Source organism: Shewanella sp. SW1, assembly GCF_025653545.1.
Classification (GTDB): Bacteria; Pseudomonadota; Gammaproteobacteria; order Enterobacterales; family Shewanellaceae; genus Shewanella; species Shewanella oncorhynchi.
Genome location: NZ_JAKKSG010000006.1, coordinates 1 through 23,939, shown reverse-complemented (window position 1 = coordinate 23,939; position 23,939 = coordinate 1). Strand labels below are relative to the sequence as shown.

Annotated in this window: 24 protein-coding genes; 17 read left to right on the top strand and 7 right to left on the bottom strand. The window is 44.8% G+C overall.

All coding sequences use genetic code 11. The annotated features are described in order from the left end of the window. Positions 1-15: 15 nt before the first annotated feature. Complete coding sequence (locus L5M71_RS06850; RefSeq protein ID WP_105252697.1) at positions 16-1,302, bottom strand: citrate synthase; 1,287 nt, start codon at positions 1,300-1,302, stop codon at positions 16-18. 414 nt (positions 1,303-1,716) lie between these two features. Here L5M71_RS06850 and sdhC point away from each other — a divergent pair, with 414 nt between their 5' ends. The 10 genes from sdhC (at position 1,717) to L5M71_RS06800 (ending at position 12,753) form a co-directional block, all read left to right on the top strand. Further along, positions 1,717-2,112, top strand: a complete 396-nt coding sequence (gene sdhC / locus L5M71_RS06845; RefSeq protein ID WP_012089416.1) for a succinate dehydrogenase, cytochrome b556 subunit — start codon at positions 1,717-1,719, stop codon at positions 2,110-2,112. Beyond that, a complete protein-coding gene (gene sdhD / locus L5M71_RS06840) occupies positions 2,106-2,453 on the top strand; it encodes a succinate dehydrogenase, hydrophobic membrane anchor protein (protein WP_028759700.1) in 348 nt (115 codons plus the stop codon). Before sdhC ends, sdhD begins: the two co-directional genes overlap by 7 nt. Then, on the top strand, positions 2,454-4,220 hold the full coding sequence (sdhA, locus tag L5M71_RS06835) for a succinate dehydrogenase flavoprotein subunit (protein ID WP_011847025.1): 1,767 nt from the start codon (positions 2,454-2,456) through the stop codon (positions 4,218-4,220). A gap of 11 nt (positions 4,221-4,231) precedes the next feature. Continuing rightward, positions 4,232-4,939, top strand: a complete 708-nt coding sequence (locus L5M71_RS06830) for a succinate dehydrogenase iron-sulfur subunit (protein ID WP_028759701.1) — start codon at positions 4,232-4,234, stop codon at positions 4,937-4,939. 214 nt (positions 4,940-5,153) lie between these two features. Then, positions 5,154-7,985 (top strand): 2-oxoglutarate dehydrogenase E1 component, encoded by a 2,832-nt coding sequence (locus tag L5M71_RS06825; protein ID WP_106650758.1) that lies wholly within the window; start codon positions 5,154-5,156, stop codon positions 7,983-7,985. Positions 7,986-8,016: 31 nt separating this feature from the next. Beyond that, positions 8,017-9,207, top strand: coding sequence for a 2-oxoglutarate dehydrogenase complex dihydrolipoyllysine-residue succinyltransferase (gene odhB / locus L5M71_RS06820; RefSeq protein WP_220590442.1), 1,191 nt, complete (start codon positions 8,017-8,019; stop codon positions 9,205-9,207). Between the two features lie 105 nt (positions 9,208-9,312). Beyond that, on the top strand, positions 9,313-10,479 hold the full coding sequence (sucC, locus tag L5M71_RS06815; protein WP_107947894.1) for an ADP-forming succinate--CoA ligase subunit beta: 1,167 nt from the start codon (positions 9,313-9,315) through the stop codon (positions 10,477-10,479). Beyond that, entirely contained in the window at positions 10,479-11,351 is an 873-nt protein-coding gene (gene sucD / locus L5M71_RS06810) for a succinate--CoA ligase subunit alpha (protein WP_028759703.1), read from the top strand. The genes sucC and sucD overlap by 1 nt, the downstream gene beginning before the upstream one ends. Before the next feature lie 401 nt (positions 11,352-11,752). Beyond that, complete coding sequence (gene rnk / locus L5M71_RS06805) at positions 11,753-12,160, top strand: nucleoside diphosphate kinase regulator (RefSeq protein ID WP_028759704.1); 408 nt, start codon at positions 11,753-11,755, stop codon at positions 12,158-12,160. A gap of 95 nt (positions 12,161-12,255) precedes the next feature. Further along, entirely contained in the window at positions 12,256-12,753 is a 498-nt protein-coding gene (locus L5M71_RS06800; RefSeq protein ID WP_263148927.1) for a GNAT family N-acetyltransferase, read from the top strand. An 83-nt stretch (positions 12,754-12,836) separates the two neighbouring features. Here L5M71_RS06800 and fur read toward each other — a convergent pair whose 3' ends face one another. Next, entirely contained in the window at positions 12,837-13,268 is a 432-nt protein-coding gene (gene fur / locus L5M71_RS06795; protein ID WP_028759706.1) for a ferric iron uptake transcriptional regulator, read from the bottom strand. Between the two features lie 257 nt (positions 13,269-13,525). On the opposite strand from fur, the gene cobB reads away from it, so the two are divergent. The 4 genes from cobB (at position 13,526) to corA (ending at position 16,466) form a co-directional block, all read left to right on the top strand. Beyond that, positions 13,526-14,257 (top strand): Sir2 family NAD+-dependent deacetylase, encoded by a 732-nt coding sequence (cobB, locus tag L5M71_RS06790; protein ID WP_028759707.1) that lies wholly within the window; start codon positions 13,526-13,528, stop codon positions 14,255-14,257. Next, positions 14,254-14,703 carry an ATP-binding protein gene (locus L5M71_RS06785; RefSeq protein ID WP_263207853.1) on the top strand — a complete coding sequence of 150 codons (450 nt, stop codon included), beginning with the start codon at positions 14,254-14,256 and terminating at the stop codon, positions 14,701-14,703. The genes cobB and L5M71_RS06785 overlap by 4 nt, the downstream gene beginning before the upstream one ends. A gap of 316 nt (positions 14,704-15,019) precedes the next feature. Next, the gene (locus L5M71_RS06780) at positions 15,020-15,391 is read left to right on the top strand and encodes a hypothetical protein (protein ID WP_263207851.1); all 372 of its coding nucleotides are present in this window, start codon (positions 15,020-15,022) and stop codon (positions 15,389-15,391) included. 127 nt (positions 15,392-15,518) lie between these two features. Then, positions 15,519-16,466, top strand: coding sequence for a magnesium/cobalt transporter CorA (gene corA / locus L5M71_RS06775; RefSeq protein ID WP_105252689.1), 948 nt, complete (start codon positions 15,519-15,521; stop codon positions 16,464-16,466). A gap of 176 nt (positions 16,467-16,642) precedes the next feature. Here the strand turns inward: corA and L5M71_RS06770 are convergent, their stop codons facing one another. Next, positions 16,643-17,905, bottom strand: coding sequence for an HD-GYP domain-containing protein (locus tag L5M71_RS06770; protein ID WP_028759711.1), 1,263 nt, complete (start codon positions 17,903-17,905; stop codon positions 16,643-16,645). Positions 17,906-18,023: 118 nt separating this feature from the next. Here L5M71_RS06770 and L5M71_RS06765 point away from each other — a divergent pair, with 118 nt between their 5' ends. Next, complete coding sequence (locus L5M71_RS06765) at positions 18,024-18,719, top strand: 2OG-Fe(II) oxygenase (RefSeq protein ID WP_263207849.1); 696 nt, start codon at positions 18,024-18,026, stop codon at positions 18,717-18,719. 15 nt (positions 18,720-18,734) lie between these two features. On the opposite strand, the gene L5M71_RS06760 is transcribed toward L5M71_RS06765, so the two are convergent. The 4 genes from L5M71_RS06760 to L5M71_RS06745 all read right to left on the bottom strand — a co-directional run bounded on the left by L5M71_RS06760 (position 18,735) and on the right by L5M71_RS06745 (position 22,786). Further along, a complete protein-coding gene (locus tag L5M71_RS06760) occupies positions 18,735-20,084 on the bottom strand; it encodes a sensor histidine kinase (protein WP_028759713.1) in 1,350 nt (449 codons plus the stop codon). Then, positions 20,075-20,749 carry a response regulator gene (locus tag L5M71_RS06755; protein ID WP_028759714.1) on the bottom strand — a complete coding sequence of 225 codons (675 nt, stop codon included), beginning with the start codon at positions 20,747-20,749 and terminating at the stop codon, positions 20,075-20,077. Before L5M71_RS06755 ends, L5M71_RS06760 begins: the two co-directional genes overlap by 10 nt. 183 nt (positions 20,750-20,932) lie before the next feature. Further along, positions 20,933-21,292 carry a hypothetical protein gene (locus tag L5M71_RS06750; RefSeq protein WP_028759715.1) on the bottom strand — a complete coding sequence of 120 codons (360 nt, stop codon included), beginning with the start codon at positions 21,290-21,292 and terminating at the stop codon, positions 20,933-20,935. Between the two features lie 171 nt (positions 21,293-21,463). Next, positions 21,464-22,786, bottom strand: coding sequence for a dicarboxylate/amino acid:cation symporter (locus L5M71_RS06745; RefSeq protein ID WP_028759716.1), 1,323 nt, complete (start codon positions 22,784-22,786; stop codon positions 21,464-21,466). 222 nt (positions 22,787-23,008) lie between these two features. Between L5M71_RS06745 and L5M71_RS06740 the strand changes: the two genes are divergently transcribed. Then, on the top strand, positions 23,009-23,695 hold the full coding sequence (locus L5M71_RS06740; protein WP_263220659.1) for a hypothetical protein: 687 nt from the start codon (positions 23,009-23,011) through the stop codon (positions 23,693-23,695). 68 nt (positions 23,696-23,763) lie between these two features. Next, positions 23,764-23,939, top strand: a 176-nt coding sequence (locus tag L5M71_RS06735) for a transposase (protein ID WP_263209139.1), incomplete at its 3' end; no start/stop codon positions are given.

Below are 23,939 nucleotides of genomic sequence, written 5' to 3'. Positions count from 1 at the left end.
CGTAAGTCGTGGGACTTAGCGTTTGTCTTGTGCGACGAAATCACGCGCAGTTTCACCAGTATATAACTGACGTGGACGGCTGATTTTGTGGCCTGGTTGATCTAACATTTCTTTCCAGTGAGCAATCCAGCCTACAGTACGTGCCAGTGCGAACAGCACAGTGAACATACTGGTTGGAATACCAATGGCTTTCATAATGATGCCAGAGTAGAAGTCGACGTTTGGATACAGCTTTTTAGAAATGAAGTATTCGTCTTCAAGTGCAATGCGCTCAAGCTCCATTGCCACATCCAAGAGTGGATCTTGTACTTTCAGTTCTTTCAGCACTTCATGACAGGTTTCACGCATCACTTTGGCTCGTGGGTCAAAGTTTTTGTAAACACGGTGTCCAAAGCCCATCAGACGGAAAGGATCATTTTTATCTTTAGCGCGTTCAATGAATTCAGGAATACGGTCTACTGAACCGATTTCTTCTAACATTTGCAAACAGGCTTCGTTAGCGCCGCCGTGTGCAGGGCCCCAAAGAGATGCGATACCCGCTGCGATACACGCAAATGGGTTTGCACCTGAAGAACCGGCTAAACGTACTGTTGAAGTCGATGCGTTTTGTTCATGATCTGCATGTAAAATGAAGATCCTGTCCATTGCACGTTCAACAATAGGGTTCACGACGTATTCTTCGCACGGTACAGCAAACATCATGCTTAAGAAGTTGCCTGCATAGCTTAAGTCATTACGTGGGTACACGAATGGCTGGCCTGAAGAATACTTGTAGCACATGGCTGCTATCGTAGGCATTTTTGAGACTAAGCGATAAGCGGCGATTTCGCGGTGACGTGGATCGTTAACATCCAGAGAGTCTTGGTAAAATGCAGATAATGCACCCGTCACACCACATAACATGGCCATAGGATGTGCATCACGACGGAAACCTCTAAAGAAGAAGGCTAGCTGCTCGTGAACCATAGTGTGGGTTTTAACTGTATGTACAAACTCAGTATATTGCGCTTTGGTCGGTAGTTCACCGTAAAGCAGCAAATAACACAGGTCTAGGTAATCGGAGTCAACGGCAAGTTGATCGATTGGATAGCCACGGTGTAACAATATACCTAGATCACCATCAATATAGGTAATTGCAGATTCACAGGAGGCAGTCGCAAGAAAACCTGGATCAAAAGTAAAGTAACCTTTGCTGCCAAGTTTACTGATATCGATTACGTCAAAACCAGCGGTTCCCTGCTTTACTGGCAATTCTATCGAGTCGTTCCCTGGTAATTCTAATTTGGCTTTTAAATCAGCCATACCCCGTTCTCCTTACTTAGTTCTTATCTGTGAGTGCGGCATGTCAAACCGCCATTACTTTACAGCCATTCTAGATCACATTTCAATTTAAATAAGCGTTTAAATTTGTTAGACCATGGTATAAAAGCCTTTACTTTTCTATTTGTAACTGGCACTTACAGTAAAAAATAGTCAAAAAAACATAATTTGCATTCTGTGATGTTTGTATTTGACATTTGCCGCGAGTATACTTGCCTCGCCCAATAAGGGCCGCAAACAACGATTATAAAGCACCCTTTGTTTACATGTTAAATGAGTGCGTGCTCAGATAGTTAACTGTTTGTTTAAACTTTGCTTTTGTGTTTACTTTTGCAGTGATCAACCTCCTGTTTAAAGTTTGTACAAAAGCGGTTCACATAACAAAAAAAATGCTCAATGGAGCTGAGTGAGCAGAACGTGAAAAAGCAAAGACCTGTCCATTTAGATCTGCAGACCATTCGCTTTCCTGCAACAGCGATTGTGTCAATTCTTCACCGTGTTTCCGGTGTCATCATGCTGTTCGCAGTTGGCATTCTCATTTGGTTGCTAAATTCATCTTTAGCATCAGCTGAAAGTTTCGCTGGCGTACAGTCTCTATTCGATAACTTCGTGATGAAGTTTATCCTGTGGGGCATTATGACTGCACTGGCGTATCACTTGTTTGGTGGCCTGCGCCACTTAGTAATGGATACCGGTCGTTGGGAAGAATTGTCATCGGGTGCCGCATCAGCGAAAGCTGTATTTGCCTTAACGGTAGCCTTTTCAATCATAGCGGGGATCTGGGTATGGTAACCAATGCAGCAAGTTTTGGACGCAGTGGTGTTCATGACTATATTCTACTACGCGCTAGTGCAGTGATCCTCGCCTGTTACACCATTTTCTTGGTTGGCTTTATTGCATGTAGTTCCCCTCTCACCTACGACGTCTGGCATGGCCTATTTAGTGCTCTGCCAATGAAAGTGTTTACACTTCTGACGCTGGTAGCCTTATTAGTACATGCTTGGATTGGTGTATGGCAAGTGCTGACAGATTACGTTAAGTGCACGTCGTTACGTGGTGTTTTACAGTTCACCTTTGTCGTTACCGTATTTTGTTATTTAGCGGCCGGCATTGTTATTGTGTGGGGTGTCTAAGTGAGTATTCCAGTACGCGAATTTGATGCTGTAGTGATCGGTGCCGGTGGCGCTGGTATGCGTGCAGCGCTGCAGATTTCCAAAGAAGGTAAAAGCTGTGCGCTTTTATCAAAAGTATTCCCAACCCGTTCTCATACCGTATCTGCGCAGGGTGGTATCACTGTTGCGTTAGGTAACGCCCATGAAGATCATTGGGAACAACACATGTACGATACCGTGAAAGGTTCCGATTTTATCGGTGACCAAGAAGCGATCGAGTTCATGTGTAAAACCGGTCCTGAAGCCGTGATTGAACTTGAGCAAATGGGTTTGCCTTTCTCTCGTTTCGAAAATGGTACGATTTACCAACGTCCATTTGGTGGTCAATCTAAGAACTTTGGTGGCGAGCAGGCTGCGCGTACTGCGGCAGCTGCCGACCGTACTGGTCATGCTTTGCTTCACTGTTTATACCAACAAAACGTTAAGCATAAGACGCAAGTCTTCTCAGAATGGTATGCATTAGATCTCGTTAAAAACGATGATGGCGCCGTTGTGGGTTGTACTGCGATTGAAATTGAAACGGGCGATATCGTTTATTTCAAAGCTAAGGCAACGATTCTAGCGACAGGTGGTGCAGGGCGTATTTACGCTTCGACGACTAACGCGCATATCAACACCGGTGACGGCGTAGGTATGGCAATGCGTGCTGGCGTGCAAATGCAAGACATGGAAATGTGGCAATTCCACCCAACTGGCATCGCCGGCGCGGGCGTACTTGTGACTGAAGGTTGTCGTGGTGAAGGTGGTTATCTGCTGAACAAAGACGGCGAGCGTTTCATGGAGCGTTATGCCCCTAACGCGAAAGATTTGGCATCACGCGACGTGGTAGCACGTTCAATGATGACTGAAATCCGCGAAGGTCGTGGTTTAGACGGCCCATTAGGCCCACACTGTTTACTGAAGCTTGATCACTTAGGTAAAGAAACATTAGAAGCACGTTTACCAGGCGTGTGTGAATTGTCTCGTACCTTTGCCCATATCGATCCGGCCGATGGTCCAATCCCAGTATTACCAACTTGTCACTACATGATGGGCGGTCTGCCAACTAAGGTCAGTGGTCAAGTTATTCGTAAGAATGAAGACGGCACTGAACAAGATGTTATTGGTCTGTTCGCTGTGGGTGAGATTGCCTGTGTATCTGTACATGGTGCAAACCGTTTAGGTGGTAACTCACTGCTTGACTTAGTGGTCTTTGGTCGCGCAGCGGGTCAGCATTTAGGTAAAGCTTTGGATGAGACTGACGATCCAAAAGATGCTAGCGATGCGGATATTCAAGCCTCTCTGGCTCGTCTGAATCGTTGGGAAAGCAACAAAGATGGCGAAGATCCAGCGCAAATCCGTAAGGATTTGCAACTGTGTATGCAATTAAACTTCTCTGTATTCCGTCGTGGCGATGCTATGGCTGAAGGGTTAGAGCAGTTGAAAGTGATTCGTGAACGTCTTGCAAATGCTAAATTGTCTGATAACTCTCGTGAATTCAATACTCAACGTATTGAATGTTTAGAGTTAGATAACTTGATGGCAACGGCAATCGCCACGGCTTATGCGGCTAACTTCCGTACCGAAAGTCGCGGTGCTCACTCACGTGAAGATTATTTAGAGCGTGATGATGAGAACTGGTTATGCCACAGCTTATTTGACCCAATCACTGAAACGATGGATCGTCGTGCAGTGAACATGGCACCTAAGTTACGTGAAGCATTCCCACCGAAGAAACGTACCTACTAGGAGTTGCAAAGATGAAATTGACATTTGCAGTTTATCGCTACAATCCTGACGTAGATACTAAACCGTATATGCAGGATTACAGCTTAGAAGTGGCTGAAGGCTCTGACATGATGGTGCTCGATGCACTGATCAAGTTGAAAGAGCAAGATCCGACTTTGTCATTCCGTCGCTCATGCCGTGAAGGCGTGTGTGGTTCAGACGGCGTGAACATGAATGGTAAGAATGGTCTGGCGTGTATTACCCCAATTTCAACCTTTAAAGGTAAGAAATTAGAAATACGTCCATTACCAGGTATGCCAGTTGTTCGTGACTTAGTTGTTGATTTAACTCAGTTCTATAAGCAGTATGAGAAGATCAAGCCTTACCTCATCAATGATGAGAAACAACCTGCTCGTGAACACTTACAATCCCCTGAAGAGCGTGCTCATTTAGATGGTTTGTACGAATGTATCATGTGTGCCTGTTGTTCTACGGCTTGCCCATCATTCTGGTGGAATCCTGATAAGTTTATCGGTCCAAGCGGTCTGCTTCATGCATATCGTTTCTTGATCGACAGTCGCGATACAGCTACAGAAGAACGTTTATCTGAGCTGGACGACGCCTATAGCGTGTTCCGTTGCCATGGCATCATGAACTGCGTTGACGTGTGTCCAAAAGGTCTTAATCCGACTAAAGCAATTGGTCATATTAAGTCCATGCTGTTGAAGCGAGCAGTGTAATGCGAGAACCCGAGCTGAAACCAATAATAATATAGCTCTTGAAGAGTCACTTTCTGGTAGCAGAAGGTGACTCTTTTGCGTATGTAATGGAAGACAACGCGCCGTATATCTGGACATCTAGGGGCGGCAGAAATTATGCGTCGAAGGTAATCTCTACAGACTGCATATTTAATACTATGGCTAAGCACGTGTATAAAGTTTGAAAGGAATAGAAATGCACCAAGGCATCATGAAAGCCTGGCTCGAATCATCTCACTTAAGTGGTGCAAATTCGACCTACGTAGAAGAGATGTATGAAGCCTATCAAGAAAACCCACAGTCAGTCGCTGATGATTGGCGTGCGGTATTTGATAATCTCCCTCCTGTGAACGGTGCCTCTGTTGATGCGCCTGAAGCTGCTCACTCAAAAGTACGTGATTATTTTCGCAGTTTAGCGTTAGAAGGACGCCATAAGAGCTCTGCTCGTGTGACGGATCCTGAACTGGATGCTAAGCAAGTTAAAGTCCTGCAGTTAATTAACGCCCATCGTTTCCGTGGTCATCAAGGTGCTAACCTTGACCCCCTAGAACTGTGGAAACGCGAACCTGTGGCCGATTTAGATCCTGCCTTCCACGGCCTGACTAAAGAAGACATGGATCGTGAGTTTAATACTGGTTCTTTTGCTCATGGTGGCGAAACCATGAAGCTTGCGGATTTGGTAAAAGCACTGAAAGCCACTTATTGTGGTTCTATCGGTGCTGAATATATGCACATTACCGATACCGATGAGAAACGCTGGATCCAACAACGTCTCGAACCTTCCTTAGGTAAAGCTAACTACGATAAAAGTGTTAAGACACGCATTCTTGAAGGCTTAAACGCCGCAGAAGGCATTGAAAAATACTTAGGTGCTAAATTCCCTGGTGCGAAACGTTTCTCGTTAGAAGGCGGCGATGCGTTAGTGCCTATGATGCGCGAAATTATTTATCGTGCAGGTGAAGCGGGTACTAAAGAAATCGTCGTTGGTATGGCTCACCGTGGTCGTCTAAACGTACTGGTTAACGTATTAGGTAAGCGTCCTGCTGAACTGTTTGATGAGTTCGCGGGTAAGCATGCTGATACCCACGGTTCGGGTGACGTTAAGTACCACCAAGGTTTCTCCTCTGATTTCGAAACGCCGGGCGGCAATGTGCATTTAGCACTAGCCTTTAACCCATCGCACCTTGAAATCGTTAACCCTGTGGTCATTGGTTCGGTACGTGCCCGCCAAGACCGTCGCGGTTGTAAGGATGGCTTACAAGTCATGCCTATTACTATTCACGGTGACTCAGCCATTGCGGGTCAAGGGATAGTACAAGAGACATTCAACATGTCTCAAACCCGCGGTTTTAAAGTGGGCGGCAGTATTCGCATCGTAGTGAACAACCAAGTGGGTTTCACTACGTCTAACCATGCGGACGTGCGTTCAACTGAATATTGTACTGACATCGCTAAGATGGTTCAGGCGCCGATTTTCCACGTTAACTCTGACGATCCAGAAGCGGTTGCATTTGTATCGCAGTTAGCCGTTGATTATCGTAACGAGTTCAAACGTGATGTGGTGGTTGAATTAGTCTGTTATCGCCGTCATGGCCATAACGAAGCCGATGAGCCAAGTGCAACTCAACCGCTGATGTATGCCAAGATCAAGAAACACCCAACGCCACGTAAGATTTATGCAGACAAGTTAATTGCTGAAAACGTGATTGCTGCCGATGAGGTGACTGGTCTTATCAATAATTACCGTGACGCATTAGATCAGGGTGATTGTGTGGTGAAAGAATGGCGTCCAATGACGCTGCATTCTGTTGACTGGACACCTTATATTGGTCGTGAGTGGGACGAAGCGTTCGAATCTGCGATGTCGGCAGAACGTTTACAAAACCTTGCGGACAAATTGAGCTACGTTCCTGAAAGCCATCCATTACAATCCCGTGTTGCTAAGATTTATGGCGACCGTGTTGCTATGGCAAAGGGTGAGAAACCACTCGATTGGGGCTTTGCAGAAACCTTGGCTTATGCCTCGATTCTGGAAGACAACAAGCGCGTTCGTATCACAGGTCAAGATTCTGGCCGTGGCACTTTCTTCCATCGTCATGCTGTGTTGCACAATCAAAACGATGGCACGACTTACATGCCACTACGCAACATTGCCGATGAGCAAGGTCCGATTGATATTACTGACTCAGTGTTATCTGAAGCCTCAGTATTGGCATTTGAATACGGCTATGCGACGGCAGAACCTGGCGGCCTGACCATTTGGGAAGCCCAGTTTGGTGACTTTGCCAACTGTGCCCAAGTGGTTATTGACCAGTTCTTGTCATCGGGTGAACAAAAGTGGGGCCGTTTATGTGGTCTGACTATGTTGTTGCCCCATGGTTATGAAGGCCAAGGTCCAGAGCACTCAAGCGCCCGTTTAGAGCGTTTCTTGCAAATGTGTGCTAACCACAACATGCAAGTGTGTGTGCCTTCAACACCTGCACAGGTTTACCATATGTTGCGCCGTCAAGTGGTGCGCCCAATGCGTCGACCGCTTATCGTGATGTCGCCTAAATCATTGCTGCGTCATCCATTAGCCGTGTCGAGTTTGGAAGAATTGGCCAGTGGTAGTTTCCAAAATGTGATCGGTGAAATCGATACCTTGGAAGCAAGCAAAGTGGATCGCGTTGTTTTCTGTAGTGGTAAAGTTTACTTCGAACTACTGGAAAAACGTCGTAAAGAAAACATCACTAACGTAGCGTTAATTCGTGTTGAACAGTTATATCCGTTCCCACATGATGAAATGATCGTTGCTTTGGCTGATTACCAACATGTTAAAGATTTTGTTTGGTGTCAGGAAGAGCCACAGAACCAAGGTGCTTGGTACTCGAGTCAACACCATTTCTGGGCCGCGATTCCTGCAGGTGCACAGTTAACTTATGCCGGCCGTGAAGCGTCAGCTGCGCCAGCATGTGGTTACCCTGAGTTACATACACATCAGCAAGAATCTTTAGTGAACAGTGCCCTGAAACTTACAATCACACTGTAGTAATAGACATTTTATAAAAGGATAGTTTTTCATGAGTATCGAAATCAAGGTACCTGTACTACCAGAATCTGTTGCCGATGCCACGATTGCCACTTGGCATGTGAAAGTGGGCGAGCAAGTTTCTCGTGATCAAAACCTGGTTGATATTGAAACCGATAAAGTGGTTCTTGAAGTGGTTGCGCCAGAAGATGGCCACATTGGCGAGTTTTTATTTGAAGAAGGAGCCACTGTTTTAGGTGAACAAGTGATCGCTAAGTTCATCGCTGGTGCAGTTTCTGGCCAAGAAGTGACTAAAGCTGAAGCAGAAGCGGCAACGCCAGCAGCTGCGACAAGTGACGAATCTAACGATGCGTTAAGCCCATCAGTACGCCGTTTACTTGCCGAGCACAATGTTGATGCTAGCAAAGTAAAAGGCACGGGTGTGGGTGGTCGTATTACGAAAGAAGACGTTGAAGCTTTTGTTAAGTCTGCCCCTAAAGCAGCGGCGCCAGCAGCACCTGCTGTGGCTCCGTTAGCGGCTGGCCGTAGCGAGAAGCGCGTGCCAATGACACGTCTGCGTAAGACAATCGCTAACCGCTTGTTAGAAGCGAAAAACTCTACCGCTATGCTCACGACATTTAACGAAGTGAACATGAAGCCCATCATGGATATCCGTAAGCAATACCAAGATATCTTTGAAAAGCGCCACGGTATCCGTTTAGGCTTTATGTCTTTCTACATCAAAGCTGTGACAGAAGCACTGAAACGTTTCCCAGAAGTCAACGCGTCTATTGATGGCGATGATATCGTTTATCACAACTACTTCGACATCAGCATCGCAGTATCAACACCACGTGGTCTGGTAACACCAGTGTTACGTGACACAGATACCATGAACTTAGCTGAAATCGAAAAAGCGGTTCGTGATTTAGCCATCAAAGGCCGTGATGGTAAGCTGACTGTGGCAGATATGACTGGCGGTAACTTCACTGTGACTAACGGTGGTGTTTTCGGTTCACTGATGTCTACCCCAATCCTTAACCTGCCACAAAGCGCGATTTTAGGCATGCATGCCATTAAAGACCGCCCAATGGCAGTTAATGGTCAGGTTGAAATCCTGCCCATGATGTACCTAGCACTCTCATATGACCATCGTATTGTTGATGGCCGTGAGTCTGTTGGTTTCTTGGTTGCGATTAAAGACTTCCTAGAAGACCCAACTCGTCTGCTGCTTGATCTGTAAGACAACTCGCTAAGAGTTTGCGCTTAAAGAAATAGCCAGACATACCCTCGTGACTGGCCCAAACGGGCCAGTTGGATTTGATTAGAAGTATACGGATAGATCATCATGAATTTGCATGAGTATCAGGCAAAATCCTTATTTGCCGAATATGGTTTACCAGTGTCAGAAGGTTTTGCATGTGATACAGCCCAAGAAGCTGTAGAAGCGGCAGGCCATATTGGCGGAAATTTATGGGTTGTTAAGTGTCAAGTGCACGCAGGCGGCCGCGGTAAAGCGGGTGGCGTTAAAGTCACTGGCGATAAAGAAGAAATCAGAGCCTTTGCCGAACACTGGTTAGGCAAAAATCTGGTGACTTATCAAACTGATGAGAAAGGTCAGCCAGTTGCTAAAATTTTAGTAGAAAGCTGTACCGACATCGCTAACGAACTGTACCTTGGTGCCGTTGTTGACCGCGCGACTCGTCGCGTTGTGTTCATGGCGTCGACTGAAGGTGGTGTTGAAATTGAGAAAGTGGCAGAAGAAACGCCAGAACTCATCCACACTGCAATCATAGATCCTTTGACTGGCCCACAAGGTTATCAAGCTCGCGATCTTGGCTTCAAGTTAGGTTTAAACCCAACGCAAATGAAGCAGTTCACTAAGATCTTTATGGGTCTGGCAACTATGTTCGTTGATCATGATTTCGCACTATTAGAAATCAACCCACTGGTTATTACCACTGAAGGCAACCTACACTGCCTAGATGGTAAAATCGGTATCGACGGTAACGCTCTGTTCCGTCAACCAAAAATCAAAGGCATGCATGATCCATCACAGGATGACGCACGTGAAGCTCACGCGGCTAAGTTCGAACTGAACTACGTAGCATTAGACGGTAACGTTGGCTGTATGGTGAACGGTGCTGGTCTGGCTATGGGTACTATGGATATCGTTAACTTGCACGGTGGCAAGCCAGCGAACTTTTTAGACGTAGGCGGCGGCGCGACGAAAGAACGTGTAGCAGAAGCATTCAAAATCATTCTGTCTGACAGCAATGTGAAAGCGGTTCTGGTTAACATTTTTGGCGGTATCGTACGTTGTGACATGATCGCAGAAGGTATTATCGGCGCTGTTAAAGAAGTGGGCGTTAAAGTACCTGTTGTAGTTCGTTTAGAAGGTACTAACGCTGAACTTGGCCGTGAAGTATTAGCTAAATCAGGTCTAGATATCATTGCAGCTACCAGTCTAACTGACGCGGCTGAGCAAGTAGTTAAAGCTGCGGAGGGCAAATAATGTCTGTCTTAATCAATAAAGATACCAAGGTAATTTGCCAAGGTTTCACTGGCGGTCAAGGTACATTCCACTCACAACAAGCTATCGATTACGGTACGCAAATGGTGGGCGGTGTGTCTCCTGGTAAAGGTGGTCAAACTCACTTAGGTCTGCCAGTGTTCAACACTGTGAAAGACGCTGTGGCTGCGACTGGTGCGACTGCTTCTGTGATCTATGTTCCGGCTCCGTTCTGTAAGGATGCCATTCTTGAAGCTATCGACGGTGGCATCGAGCTTATCGTTTGTATCACTGAAGGCATTCCTACACTGGACATGTTGCAAGTTAAAGTGAAGCTTGAAGAAACTGGCGTTCGCATGATCGGCCCTAACTGCCCAGGTGTTATCACCCCAGGTGAATGTAAGATCGGCATTATGCCAGGTCACATCCACTTAAAAGGCAAAGTGGGCATCGTTTCTCGTTCAGGTACTCTGACTTATGAAGCCGTTAAGCAAACGACGGATGAAGGTTTCGGCCAATCTACTTGCGTAGGTATTGGTGGTGACCCAATTCCAGGTACTAGCTTCATTGATGTACTGGAAATGTTCCAAAACGATCCACAGACTGAAGCGATCGTTATGATCGGTGAAATCGGTGGTAACGCTGAGGAAGATGCGGCGGCTTTCATTAAAGCACACGTGACTAAGCCTGTTGTGTCTTATATTGCGGGTGTCACTGCACCTGCAGGTAAGCGTATGGGCCATGCTGGCGCGATTATCGCTGGCGGTAAAGGTACTGCAGAAGACAAATTTGCTGCATTAGAAGCAGCGGGCGTGACAACTGTCCGCTCGCTTGCTGATATCGGTAAAGCGCTGCGTATTCGTACAGGTTGGTAAGCTAACCTTTACGAATATAAAAGGCGCCTAAGGCGCCTTTTTTATTGGCTGTAATTTCAGCAGCGAATCGTAGTAAATGACAGGAATGGGATTGAGCTAACACCATGAAGACTAGATATTTTTTCTTCTACGGGTTAGATTGATGCTTCTCTACTACGCGCTCGTCTGTGTCATTGGCGAGGATAATGTGAGTAGAGCCATTAACCATGAGCTAAGTGCTTATGGCTTCAGTGCTGTTCTGCAAAAAATCTTGAACTCAAATTTATTTAACACGGTTGCAGTCTATCGTTGCGAGCGTATTTGTTTTATGGGGCTTATCGCATTGGGGGAGGGTAAGCAACAGAGTCGATGTTAGCCACAGTAACGGCTTAAACATCACATTTTTTTATGAGGGAAAAACTGTGAAAACACCTAAAATCATTATTTCGGAAATTGACTTAGAAAGACTAGAGCGATTATTGGAGTCACTGCCGGCAAATGCGTTTCCGGGCAAAGCGGCATTGGAGGCTGAATTAGACAGAGCCGATATTGTGCCTGCATCACAGGTGCCCGCGAATGTGGTGACCATGAATTCAGAAGTGAAGTTTAGCGTTTCATCCAGTAATGAGACTTTCTGTTTACGTTTAGTGTATCCAAAAGACGTGAACGGCGCGGGCACGATTTCTATTTTGGCGCCAGTGGGCAGCGCATTATTAGGGCTCTCTCAAGGTGATGAAATTGAATGGCCAGGTCCGGGTGGTTCTATGGTAAAAGTGCGTATTGAAGAAATCCTGTATCAGCCTGAACGCAGTGGTGATTTCCACCGTTAAGCTTGAGGTATTGGCGTAGTGTCGTTGACGTTACGCCAGTGCACTTTAAGCGAACCATTGGTTGATTTTTAAGTGCCATTTTTGAAGGAGCAAAGATGATAACCCAAACTGAACGGTTAATTATTCGACCATTTACTGAGCAAGATTGTGAAGCGCTTTATTTGATGAACAGTAATCCCGCGATGCTGAAATACATTCCCACCGCGGCATTTACAGCTCGCGAGCAGGCGGTTGAGTTGTTTCACAAGGTGATCCAAGTCGATTATCAGCAACATGGTTTTGGTCGCTGGGCGGTAGAGCATAAAGCTGATAAGCGGGTGATTGGTTTTTGTGGTCCGAAATTTATTCCAGAATTCAGCGAAGTCGAACTGGGTTATCGTTATTTCCCTGAGTATTGGGGAACAGGAATTGGTACTGAGGCCGCATTTGCTGCATTAGCCGAATTTAAACGTTTTGGCATTGACCAGACGATTGCACTTATCTTAGCAGGGAATCTCGGTTCTGAAGGCGTGGCTAAGCGTGTGGGCATGCATTGGCGTGAGCAAAATGAGTTTATGGGCCATAAAGTGAATATCTACGCCAAGGTGTTATAGCGGTTTACCCGTAAACATCATCCAATAAAAAACCAGCCTTAGGCTGGTTTTTTGCTTAATGCTTTATAAACACAATGGCCGACTTAGGCGTCGTTATGCTCACAGGTATCGTTGGTGCAAGTGCCGTACAAATATAAGCTGTGATTAGTCAGCTTAATGTTGTGTTTCATGGCAATTTCATCTTGACGACGTTCGATGACTTCATCTGAAAACTCAATCACTTTGCCACACGATAGGCAAACTAAGTGATCATGATGATGCTGAGTCGATAGTTCGAAAACGGCTTTACCGCTCTCAAAATGATGGCGACTGACAATGCCTGCATCATCAAATTGGTTTAACACACGGTAGACGGTGGCTAGACCAATTTCTTCACCGATATCGAGCAGCTTCTTGTACAAATCTTCTGCACTGATATGTTGGTTTTCAGGTCCTTGCATCAGTTCTAGGATCTTGACTCGTGGCAGGGTAATTTTCAAACCCGCTTTTTTTAGCGCTTGATTTCCATCTGTCATTGCTAATCTCTTGATTGCAGAACCAATAGGTTCATCCGTGGATAGTGTTTGCCATTATAGGTGCTCAGGTTGAAAACTTAAACCTTTGTTCTGGCTTTCTAGGGCGATATGCAGATAAATTGTGTCAATAGGCGTTAAATCACAATATTTTGCGGCAATTCAAGCATAGTTTTTGTATGGTTATACCAAGGAATAATATTCACGGCTGCCAAAGTCAGTGAGAATAATTCAAATAAATAAAATAATAAGGAATCGGCATGTACCAGCAAATTGTGGTGTTAACCGGCGCAGGGATCTCTGCTGAGTCGGGTTTACGCACCTTTCGCGATCAAGATGGTCTGTGGGAAGAGCATCATATTGAAGACGTTGCTACACCAGAAGGTTATGAGCGTGATGCTGAATTGGTAGAGCGATTTTACAATAGTCGTTGGTTGCAACTGCATAGTGGCACGGTTGAACCCAATGCAGCGCATGTGGCCTTAGCAAAGTTGGAAGCGGACTTTAAAGGTCAATTACTTATCATCACACAAAATATTGATGATCTGCATGAGCGTGCGGGCTCGCGTCGTCTATTGCATATGCACGGTGAATTATCCAAAGGCCGTTGTCCGCGCTCACGTCAGACCTTTATTTTACGTGAGCCCTTTGGTGCCGATAATTGCTGTACTTGTTGTATTCCGGCCCAGCGATTACGCCCCCATGTGGTGTGGTTTGGTGAAATGCCCTTAGGGATGGATCGAATTCACGATGCGCTCGATAACTGTGACTTGTTTATTGCCATTGGCACCTCTGGCACTGTGTATCCTGCCGCGGGCTTTGTGGATACAGCTAACCATCATGGGGCTCAAACAGTCGAAGTGAATATGATGGCACCCGATAGACACAGTCAGTTTCAATATCACCTCACAGGAAAAGCGGGGGAGTTAGTGCCTCAGTTGGTTGATACCATTTTAGCGGGTCGAGTGATTGGCAGTGAGTCGAACACATGAGCGAAAAAGTTGCGATTATAATGCGTGGCTTACCGGGCAGTGGTAAGTCACATTGGGTTGAAGCTTACATTCTTTCCCTTCCTTTAGAAAAAGCCATTGGCGTGCGGCAACGTGGCGTATTTTCGACCGATAGTTTTTTCTACCATGAAGATGAATACCGTTTTGATGCCAAGAAATTACCTGAGTTTCATCAATGTAATTTGACGGAGTTTATTCAGGCACTTTCTTCAAGCGAGCCCGTGGTGATTTGTGACAATACCAATCTGTGCCACTGGGAATACATGGCCTATGAAGCGGCGGCAAAAGCCTTAGGTTATCAAGTTAGAATTGTGCTTGTGGGTGAACCAAGCAGTCTGGCTCATCAGCAGGAATGCGCGAAACGCAATCGCCACGGCGTTCCTTTGGCACAAATTCAGCGTATGGCGAAGGGATTTGAAGATTTTTAATGTCAGGTACTTACTTATGTTGAGTGTTGTGATCTGTAGCAATCAATTTTAGGTATAGGTCCCCAGTGTTTTCGCCCTGTCATAAGTCTGTTGTACTCTGTTTCAACGTTCTGCTTTGTCGATGTCTATGTGTATGGCTCGTACATTCGCCTTGTCTATTTGACTGTGCACTTTAAGCTTGATCCCAAAGACAGTTTATCCACATAAGTATGCGTATAATGCGCTAACTTGTGTGGCATTGAAGGGTCAATGCAAGATTGCTGCTGGCTTGAACGAGACCATTGAGCACAAGCGGACGTATATCAGAGGAAGAGCCATGCTCATTAAAATTTTACTAACAGTCTTAGTTATTGCTGGCACTTGGTTTTTGCTGGTGAAACGCAAGCGTCAGATTGAACCTCTGGCTGTTAATCTCAGTTCAAAGCGTCTTAGTGAACCGCTGTGGCGCCGATACCTGTTGACGAGTGTATTTGTGGTGATTGGATTTAGCCTGCTGAGTTACAGTGTTTGGTATTGGCGCGATCAGCATAGAATTGTCACTGTGAGAATTGTGTCACCGAATGCCGACAATAACGGCGAGTATCGTGTGCGAAAAGGGGATATTTCAGACTCGAAAATGGTCACTCTCGATGGCATCCATATTCGCTTTTCGACCCAAGAACGGTTGGCAATTATCGAAACCGATTAAGGCATATTTATTTTACTAAATTACCTTGCACGCCTTTTCATTGCCAACTTATGCGGTAAACTAGCGACAATTTTTTAGCCTGCACTTAAGTGGAATCGTTAACTTAAGTTTTTTTTCAGGAGGACAAATGATTACTGCTTATGTCTATGATAATCGTCACCTTACTGTGACAGAGCTCGGCATACTGGACAGTATTCCCGCGTCGACCATTTGGTTAGATCTGTATAAACCCGATGATGAGGAGCGAGAGTGGTTAAGTCATTTTTCTGTTGAAGAAGTGCCTGACGAAGAAGATATCAATGAAATTGAGGCCTCAGCACGTTTTTATCAAAACAGTGACGGCTTGCATATTAATTCGTTATTCCCACAGCGTGTCGGCCAAGATGTGCGCGGCGTTAACGTTTCCTTCAACCTTCGTAGCAATTTTTTACTGACAATTCGTGAAGAAGACGTAGGTCTTATCCGTTTACTGCGTAACTACTTGCGTTTGGGACGGTTAGAAGTATCGACACCGCAGGAATTGTTTCTCGAATTATTCAATCTGAAAGTGGATTATCTATCTGACTTAATTGAAGACGTTTACACTGTACTTGAAAATGTCGGTGAGCAAGTATTTGATAACGACGAACTTGACGATGTATTTAAGCTCATCACTCTGCAAGAAGACTCTAATGGTAAAATCCGATTAAGTTTGCTCGATACTCAGCGTTCACTGCGTTATATGCAGCGTTATTATCGTGGCCAGTTATCCGATGAACATTTAAAGGACTTGCGGGAAATGTTGTCGGATATCGAGTCGCTGATGCCCCACAGTCAGTTTATTTTCGATAAGTTAAACTTTCTGCTCGATGCGGCCATGGGTTTCAGTGGTCTGCAGCAGAACAAAATCATCAAAATCTTCTCGGTTGCCGCTGTGGTGTTTCTACCACCGACCTTGATTGCCAGTAGTTATGGGATGAACTTTGCCAGCATGCCTGAGCTTGAGTGGCAATACGGTTACCCTATGGCGATTGTGATGATGTTAGCCAGTGCCGCAGGTACTTACTTCTTCTTTAAACGTAAGCATTGGTTATAAGTCAGCCGCTAGCTGTGTTGGTTTTCTCGAATTAAAAATAAGGGGCGAATGCAATATTCGCCCCTTATTGTTATCACTGCCATTTAACTACGTTCATTCAATGAGTGAGACTCGATGACTTTGCTTAAATGAGTGAAGCTCGTTAGACATAATCGTTAAACCAGTTTCTTAATCAACTACTTACGACTATCGCCGCCAAAGTAGTAACTCACTCGCTCGCGTGGATTCAAATATTCGTGGACTTTTTCAGGAAGCGCCGCAGGTGGTAAGCAACGCACTATGCTGATCCCTTCAATCTCTAAATCAACGATAGGCGCTTGGTCTTTAGGAACTAAGGCATCGTAAACCAATATTTTTGGACATAGCAGTTTAGTTAAGTTAACCGACATCACCATGGCATATTGACCGCTGGATAATTCCACCACACTGCCGGGGGGATAAATGCCCAGCATCTTGATCATCTTGCCAATATACTCTTGATTTAGCTTAGTTTTGTATTGCTTATACAAATGCCCCAGTGCGGCGTAGGGCATTCTGGCTTTGCCCTGTTGGCTTGGGTAACACAAGGAGTCATATTCGTTCACTACCGCAATCAGTTGCGATACCTTATCGAGAGCCTCTTCCTTTAGGCCTTTGGGATAACCACTGCCATCGAGAAACTCGTGGTGATTGGTGATTGCAGGTAAGGCTGCTTGGGGAAAATTATCGGCTAATTTGAGCAGTTCAATCCCAAGTAATGGATGCTGTTTGATAAAATTAAGCTCTGGTGCTGACCAAGGTGTCGATTTTTTTAGAATTTGTGGTGGGATTTTTAATTTACCCACATCGTGGAACAGGGCACTGAGACCGACCGTTTCGATTTCACTTCTATCCCATTCCATTTCTTTGGCGATCAGCATAGAGAGGATCGCAACATTCAAGGAGTGGTAGTAAATGCTTTCATCCTGCTTAGCATCACTCATCAAATGCAGCACTAAGTTATCTGAGTTGAGCAGCTGTTCGACTATGGTGTGTACCAAATCTTTGGCGTCATCGACCGCATTTAAGGGGCGATTACGTAGCTTAGAGATGAGGCTGCGCATCATGGCTACTGAGCGGGTAAAATTTTGCTCAGTTTTATTAATGTCACGGCGTAATTTTTTTTGTACTTCGATTTGCTCAGCCTTGTATTGATCCATGTCGTTTTTAAGCACATTGATTTCAGCACTTGGCGGCAATTTGATAGGGTTGACTGCATCAGCATGTATCGGGGCGACGTCGCTGCGTTCTAAATCGACGATGACATGTTCGATGCCCAGATTTTTAATCAACTCGATTTGCGCAGCTTGTTTAATATGAAAGCTACTGAATAAAAAGGGATGATCTTTCCAAGCCACGGGCAAACGCACAAAGTTGCCGACTTGAAGTTGATGGACTGAAACTTTACAGCTTTTTTTCATATTCTTGTTATCGTGAAGCGTAATGTGGGTTATTTTATCTCAATGATGCTGCTTTACAATTACTTAACTAACATGTCAGCATAGTAAGCCTAGAAAGTAGCCACTCCATTGAGGAAGTATGGACTTTATTGAAGTATACCCTAATGCGTTGCCGAATGACTTGTGTGACCGTCTCATTCTGGCATTTGAGCAACATGCTGGCGTTGTTGATGGACACACGGGCAATGGCGTCGATTTGGAGAAGAAGATCAGCCGCGATTTGACCTTAGATAGTTTCGTCGACCTGCAGCCCATCAGAAACGAACTCTTAGGTTATACCTTAAAGGGCGCGGTAGATTATTTCACAAAGTATTCAATGGCATTAATGGGTGCGGTTGCTGTGTCAGTGAGTGATGAGCAGGGCCAACCTGTAACGCTAACTCCGGCTAATTTTGCGACGCTGGGTGCGCCTAGGGCCGATGGCTTAGTGAAGTATTTGTATCGCAGTGGCAGTATTAATATTCAAAAGTATCAGCAAAATAAAGGCGGTTATCCCCATTGGCATTCGGAGCAATTCCCGCAGAATGGCCACAATGAAGCTCTGCATCGCGTCGTGCTCTATATGTTTTATTTAAATGATGTGGAAGAGGGCGGCGAAACCGAATTTTATTATCAACAGCGTAAAATCTCCCCCAAAAAAGGCACTATGGTGATAGCGCCTGCGGGATTTACTCATTCACATCGGGGAAATAAACCTGTGAGTGGTGACAAATATATTGCCACTTCTTGGATCATGTTTAATCGAGCCGAACAGTTATATGCGGTGATAGCATGATAATATCCCAGTTTCTTACACTGGGATACGGATCCTAAAGAGCGCCCCTTCTAAGCGACTTTCTTCAATTTTTAAGCTGCCACCGTAGCTGTGAACGATTTCATCACAGACAGCTAATCCGATCCCTTGCCCTGGGGACTGGGTATCGGCACGCACGCCACGTTGGATAATCTTCTGTCTTAAGCTTTCTTCAACACCAGGGCCATCATCTTCGACAATAAGTTCAAACTCACCTTGTGAGTTAATTTTAGCCGATACATGCACTTGGCTGATACACAGGCGGAAAGCATTTTCCATAAGGTTGCCACACAGCTCCATTAAGTCACCCTTGTTGCCGGGGAACATCAAGGAAGGGGAGATGTTGGCCGAGAACTGCACTTGTTTTTCTCGATAAATTTTAAACAACATTTGTGCTAATTGATCGACTAAGGGCGCGATAACAGTTTGTTCTTGCTTCAGGCCTTGGCGGCCTAACATGGCCCGTTTTAATTGGTATTTGACCAGCTGATCCATCTGGCTGACTTGTTCCATGATCTTTTCGCTTGCCGATTGTTTACTCAAACTGGCGTCATCTGTAATGGCATGCACGGCGGCTAAGCGGGTTTTAAGACTGTGTGCCAAGTCATTCATCGCATTTTGATAGCGCTGTTGTTGGGCACTCGATTGTTGCAACATCTGGTTGAGTGCTTGCGTTACGCCTTCAAGTTCAACAGGATAGCCCTCAGAAAGTGATTTACTCTTACCTTGGTTAATTGATTGCAGTTCATTTTGCATCCGTACCAAGGGACGCATGCCCCAATAGGCGGCGCTGACCAATAGAATTAAGGCTAAGGCCAATACCATGGCTAAACGAATATAAGTACGTTTACTGAACTTACTGTATTCTTGCTCCAGTTTGGCGGCATCTTTCATTACAAGGAGGTTGTAATGCACACTGGCAATTTCTACCGCGAGCAAATAGACGAAATATCCTCTGTCGTCAGCCATGGTGAGGTAGTAGGGCGGGGAGTCGTTACGGATTTCGTTAAAACGCTCACAGGTATCAAATAAGCCACGATCTACTGCGAGGGATGAGGTCCAAACCTGCTTAAATTTGTCATCGCAACTCGCTATCACATAGCGCTCTTGTTTATTATTTTCTTCTAACCAAGCACTGGTATCGGGGATAAGATCGTGCTCCCGTAATTCGGCGGCGACTTGGGGAATTTCGGCAATGAGTTGGGCAGTTTCTTCGTTATAACTATTTTGCGCATGCAGAATATTAACCATCCATGCGAGACCAAAACCCACTAAGGTAATAATTGATAGCGAGGTGAGAAACATCCGTGTCAGCAGACGTTTCTTGAATTTTAATCTTAATTGCATGGCAGGTTAAATTTATATCCTTGGCCGCGGATGGTCACTATGGGGTTATCTATACCATCTCGGGTCAGTTTTTTACGCAGGCGGCTGACCATGACTTCAATCGTATTGGGATCGCCTTCCTTATCACCATAAATCACATCGAGTAAACGTTGCTTGGCGACAACCTCATGACAATGGCGCATCAAATATTCAAGGATTAAATATTCAAAGGCAGTGACCTCCATGACTTCGTCACCCAGAGTGACTTGTTTGGCGGCGAGATCGAGTTTCAATTCTCCACTGCAAATCACGGGTTTAACAAAACCTGCGCTACGGCGCACTAAGGCATCAAGCCTTGCGACAAGCTCTTCTTTTTGAAAGGGTTTCACTAAATAGTCATCGGCTCCGGCGTTAAGGCCTTCAACTTTATCCTGCCAATTAACTCGTGCCGTGAGAATTAATATCGGTGCTTTAAGACCCGCTTCACGGAGCTGTTGAATTAAGCTAATACCATCTTGATCGGGTAGCCCTAAATCGACAATGGCGACATCGATGGGATAATTAGTGGCTTGATAAAAACCTTCTTTGGCAGTCAGTGCCACTTGAACTTGATTGCCGAGATCGCTTAATTGCACTTTTAAGTGGTGGGATAAAATAGGATCGTCTTCAACAACCAAAATTCTCATAATATAATGCCTTAAAGTGTATGAGCTAAAGCTTTAGCAAACTAGTCTACGCAAAATCACACTGATAACCAAATAGAGGATCAGCATATCTTAGTTGAACTTAACCTTTGCTGACCGAGTTGAACTTGTGGTCAAAATAAGTACTAATTAATTGTTGAATAAGAAGGTTTTGCCGTTAAAGTGTTAGCGTATCGGGGAATTTCCCCAAGGCGATTTTTGTTTTCTGATCCGCAAAATGCCGTTGCCACACATAATCGCGCCTAAGGTAAATAACATCACCGCCATCATGATAAAAGACAATCTCAACCAAGGCATTTCTTGCGCTAATCGCAGATGTACCGCTTCAATGGTTGTGACGCCCCATACGGCAAAGACACTTATAAATAATAAAATTTGTAATAAACGAAGTAAGTAAACTGAGTTAAAAAATAAGACCAAAGGCGCAAGTGCAAAAGGAATAGCAAAGTTAATTTGTTCGTAACGTACGAAGTGGGCACTCAATAACCAGCATGCAATCAGGATCCAAAGACTTCTCCACCACATTTATACCCCTCCCATTAAGCGTATTAAAATAGTAAACATAATGTATCTAAAAACAAACTTCCGTACTATTGGTGCGTTCATATTTTGCTAACAATAGACATGTTAACTGTATTGCGTTCAAACAAAAACGCCCAACACTGAAGCTGGGCGTCATTTTGGTCTTTGTGAGGTTTAGTTCGATTTATCTAAATGATGAACTTGCTCATCAAAACTTCTAGCAACTTTACCCGCTTGAGTGTTGTTAAACACTTGCTCGTTAAATTCGCCCTCTGATTTAGCAATAATTACAGTTGCTACGCAATCACCAGTGACGTTTACAGCAGTACGTACCATGTCGAGTAAGCGATCGACACCGATAATCAGGGCAATCCCTTCCACTGGTAAGCCAACTTGATTTAACACCATGGCCAGCATGATAAGTCCGACACCTGGAACACCCGCGGTACCAATTGATGCTAACGTGGCTGTCACAACAACAACGGCATAATCGGTTAGTGAGAGCTCAATGCCAAAAACCTGCGCAATAAACACAGTGGCAACGCCTTGCATGATTGCTGTGCCATCCATATTAATGGTAGCGCCTAACGGTAGCGTAAAAGCGGCAATTTTATTATCGACACCTAATCTATGCTCAGACGCTTCTATGGTAATGGGTAAAGTGGCATTTGAACTGGCGGTTGAAAAAGCAAACAACTGCACATCGCGCATTTTACGAATGAATATTAAGGGGTTGAGGCCTGAGAAAAGTTTTAAAAGGATTGGATAAACGATAAACGCATGGACCAGTAATACACCTAAGACCACGAAGAAATATTGAACCACACTACCAAAGGTCTCTAAACCGAGTGTTAATGCAAGTTTTGCCATCAGCGCAAACACACCATAGGGCGCGAGTTGCATGATCAGTGTCACGACACGCATGATGACTTCATTTAAATCTTCAAACAACGCCGCAATACGTTTGCCGCGCTCACCAATATGGGCAATAGCAAAGCCAAAAATGACCGCAAAAATAATAATTTGCAGCATATTACCTTCGCTCAATGCCTGCATCGGATTAGTAGGCACTATGTTTATCAGCACATCAGCAAGACTTGGGGCTTCTTTTGCGACGTACTCCATTTTTTCTGACGCCAGTGAGGCGTTTCCTGGATGTATTAGGGCTGCGCTGACAATCGCAATCACTAAAGCAATGGCGGTCGTGAATAAATAGAAGGCGAGGGTTTTCCCCCCTAAGCGGCCTAATTTTGAAGGTTCACTCAGTGAGCAAGTTCCGCAAACTAATGAAATAAAGACTAAAGGAACAACTAACATTTTTAAGCTGGAGATGAAGATAGTACCGATAACATGCAAGAAACCTTCGGTAATATAATCTTTTACTATATCGCTTTCTGGAAAGGCATTACGAAGAAAGAGGCCTAAAGCAATACCTGTTCCCATACCGATCAGAATTTTACTTGTAAGGCCGAGTTTATTTTTTATAGAAATTGCCATAGAGAGTCCTGTGTGTTTTTTATACATTCTATTTTTTGGCGCTCACAAGACTAGCAAGAAAATCGTGAAGATGAAATGACAAATAGCGTTAAAATATTTGTGTTATTTGTGAAATAAAATAAGGTTCTAGTGAGCAAAATTGGTGAAAATTGTGTAGTGTTAGCCTATAAGTAATAAGCATCTCGCTTAAGTATCATCATCAGAGTAACAGGGAGCCTGACAATGAAGTCAGCGTATAAGGTTTTTCTCGCAGGATTGTGTTCGCTTTTATTATCAGCATGTGGTGGTGGAGGCGGTATCTCTGATGATGGCGGAGGAACAACGCCTAAGCCATCTGTTGTTACCGTAACTATGGGTATTTCAAACACTGAGATTTCGGCGATTGCACCAGCCGAAGTAACGGCTAAAGTTGTCGATTCTAAACTTGGCCCTCTTGCTGGTATTTTAGTTACTTTCTCACTAAATGATAGCAATATTGGTTCTTTTTCTCCCTCTATCGGAACAGATTTAACTGGGGTTGACGGTGTTGCAAGAATGCAACTCGTGACAGCTACCATTGCTGGTGCCGGAACTGTTACCGCAAAAGTTGATAGTGGCGAGTCCGGGAAAATAGGTTTTAAGATGAAAGGTGATGGAGGTGTCGCTGGAGGCGGTGCTCAAGTTTCATTAGTTTTAACAGATTCAAATGGGTCTCCTCTTAAGTCTATTAGTACGCTATTACCAGGAAAGTTAGTAGCAACAGTAACAGGTATTAGTAAGCCTACAATAGTGACATTCTCTAGTCCAATAGGCGACTTACCGATTAAAACTGCAGTAACTAATGATCAAGGCAAAGCAACTGTTGATATTTATGCTGGCAGTGCCTTAGGTGCTGGAGAGGTTACTGCTTCGCTAGCATCGGGAGTGTAGTGGCACACTGAATTTGGCCACCTAATAAGAAATGTTATGATCCACTCATAACCCATTTAGGTGACAACATGAATAAAAGTAAACGTGCACGATATAGTGCTGCAATTAAGCTCGAAACCGCTCAATTAGTCATAGATCAAGATTACACACAAGAAGCGGCGGCGAAAGCCATGAACGTGGGTAAATCAACGGTCAGTAAGTGGGTAACACAGCTTCAGGTTGAGCGCCAAGGGCTTGCTCCTAA

What these genes read in the sequence shown, in the direction of transcription:
- L5M71_RS06850 (WP_105252697.1), bottom strand. Translation starts at nt 1,302, where the DNA reads ATGGCTGATTTAAAAGCCAAATTAGAATTACCAGGGAACGACTCGATA.
- sdhC (WP_012089416.1), top strand. Translation starts at nt 1,717, where the DNA reads ATGGAGCTGAGTGAGCAGAACGTGAAAAAGCAAAGACCTGTCCATTTA.
- sdhD (WP_028759700.1), top strand. Translation starts at nt 2,106, where the DNA reads ATGGTAACCAATGCAGCAAGTTTTGGACGCAGTGGTGTTCATGACTAT.
- L5M71_RS06830 (WP_028759701.1), top strand. Translation starts at nt 4,232, where the DNA reads ATGAAATTGACATTTGCAGTTTATCGCTACAATCCTGACGTAGATACT.
- L5M71_RS06825 (WP_106650758.1), top strand. Translation starts at nt 5,154, where the DNA reads ATGCACCAAGGCATCATGAAAGCCTGGCTCGAATCATCTCACTTAAGT.
- odhB (WP_220590442.1), top strand. Translation starts at nt 8,017, where the DNA reads ATGAGTATCGAAATCAAGGTACCTGTACTACCAGAATCTGTTGCCGAT.
- sucC (WP_107947894.1), top strand. Translation starts at nt 9,313, where the DNA reads ATGAATTTGCATGAGTATCAGGCAAAATCCTTATTTGCCGAATATGGT.
- sucD (WP_028759703.1), top strand. Translation starts at nt 10,479, where the DNA reads ATGTCTGTCTTAATCAATAAAGATACCAAGGTAATTTGCCAAGGTTTC.
- L5M71_RS06800 (WP_263148927.1), top strand. Translation starts at nt 12,256, where the DNA reads ATGATAACCCAAACTGAACGGTTAATTATTCGACCATTTACTGAGCAA.
- fur (WP_028759706.1), bottom strand. Translation starts at nt 13,268, where the DNA reads ATGACAGATGGAAATCAAGCGCTAAAAAAAGCGGGTTTGAAAATTACC.
- cobB (WP_028759707.1), top strand. Translation starts at nt 13,526, where the DNA reads ATGTACCAGCAAATTGTGGTGTTAACCGGCGCAGGGATCTCTGCTGAG.
- L5M71_RS06785 (WP_263207853.1), top strand. Translation starts at nt 14,254, where the DNA reads ATGAGCGAAAAAGTTGCGATTATAATGCGTGGCTTACCGGGCAGTGGT.
- L5M71_RS06780 (WP_263207851.1), top strand. Translation starts at nt 15,020, where the DNA reads ATGCTCATTAAAATTTTACTAACAGTCTTAGTTATTGCTGGCACTTGG.
- corA (WP_105252689.1), top strand. Translation starts at nt 15,519, where the DNA reads ATGATTACTGCTTATGTCTATGATAATCGTCACCTTACTGTGACAGAG.
- L5M71_RS06770 (WP_028759711.1), bottom strand. Translation starts at nt 17,905, where the DNA reads ATGAAAAAAAGCTGTAAAGTTTCAGTCCATCAACTTCAAGTCGGCAAC.
- L5M71_RS06765 (WP_263207849.1), top strand. Translation starts at nt 18,024, where the DNA reads ATGGACTTTATTGAAGTATACCCTAATGCGTTGCCGAATGACTTGTGT.
- L5M71_RS06760 (WP_028759713.1), bottom strand. Translation starts at nt 20,084, where the DNA reads ATGCAATTAAGATTAAAATTCAAGAAACGTCTGCTGACACGGATGTTT.
- L5M71_RS06755 (WP_028759714.1), bottom strand. Translation starts at nt 20,749, where the DNA reads ATGAGAATTTTGGTTGTTGAAGACGATCCTATTTTATCCCACCACTTA.
- L5M71_RS06750 (WP_028759715.1), bottom strand. Translation starts at nt 21,292, where the DNA reads ATGTGGTGGAGAAGTCTTTGGATCCTGATTGCATGCTGGTTATTGAGT.
- L5M71_RS06745 (WP_028759716.1), bottom strand. Translation starts at nt 22,786, where the DNA reads ATGGCAATTTCTATAAAAAATAAACTCGGCCTTACAAGTAAAATTCTG.
- L5M71_RS06740 (WP_263220659.1), top strand. Translation starts at nt 23,009, where the DNA reads ATGAAGTCAGCGTATAAGGTTTTTCTCGCAGGATTGTGTTCGCTTTTA.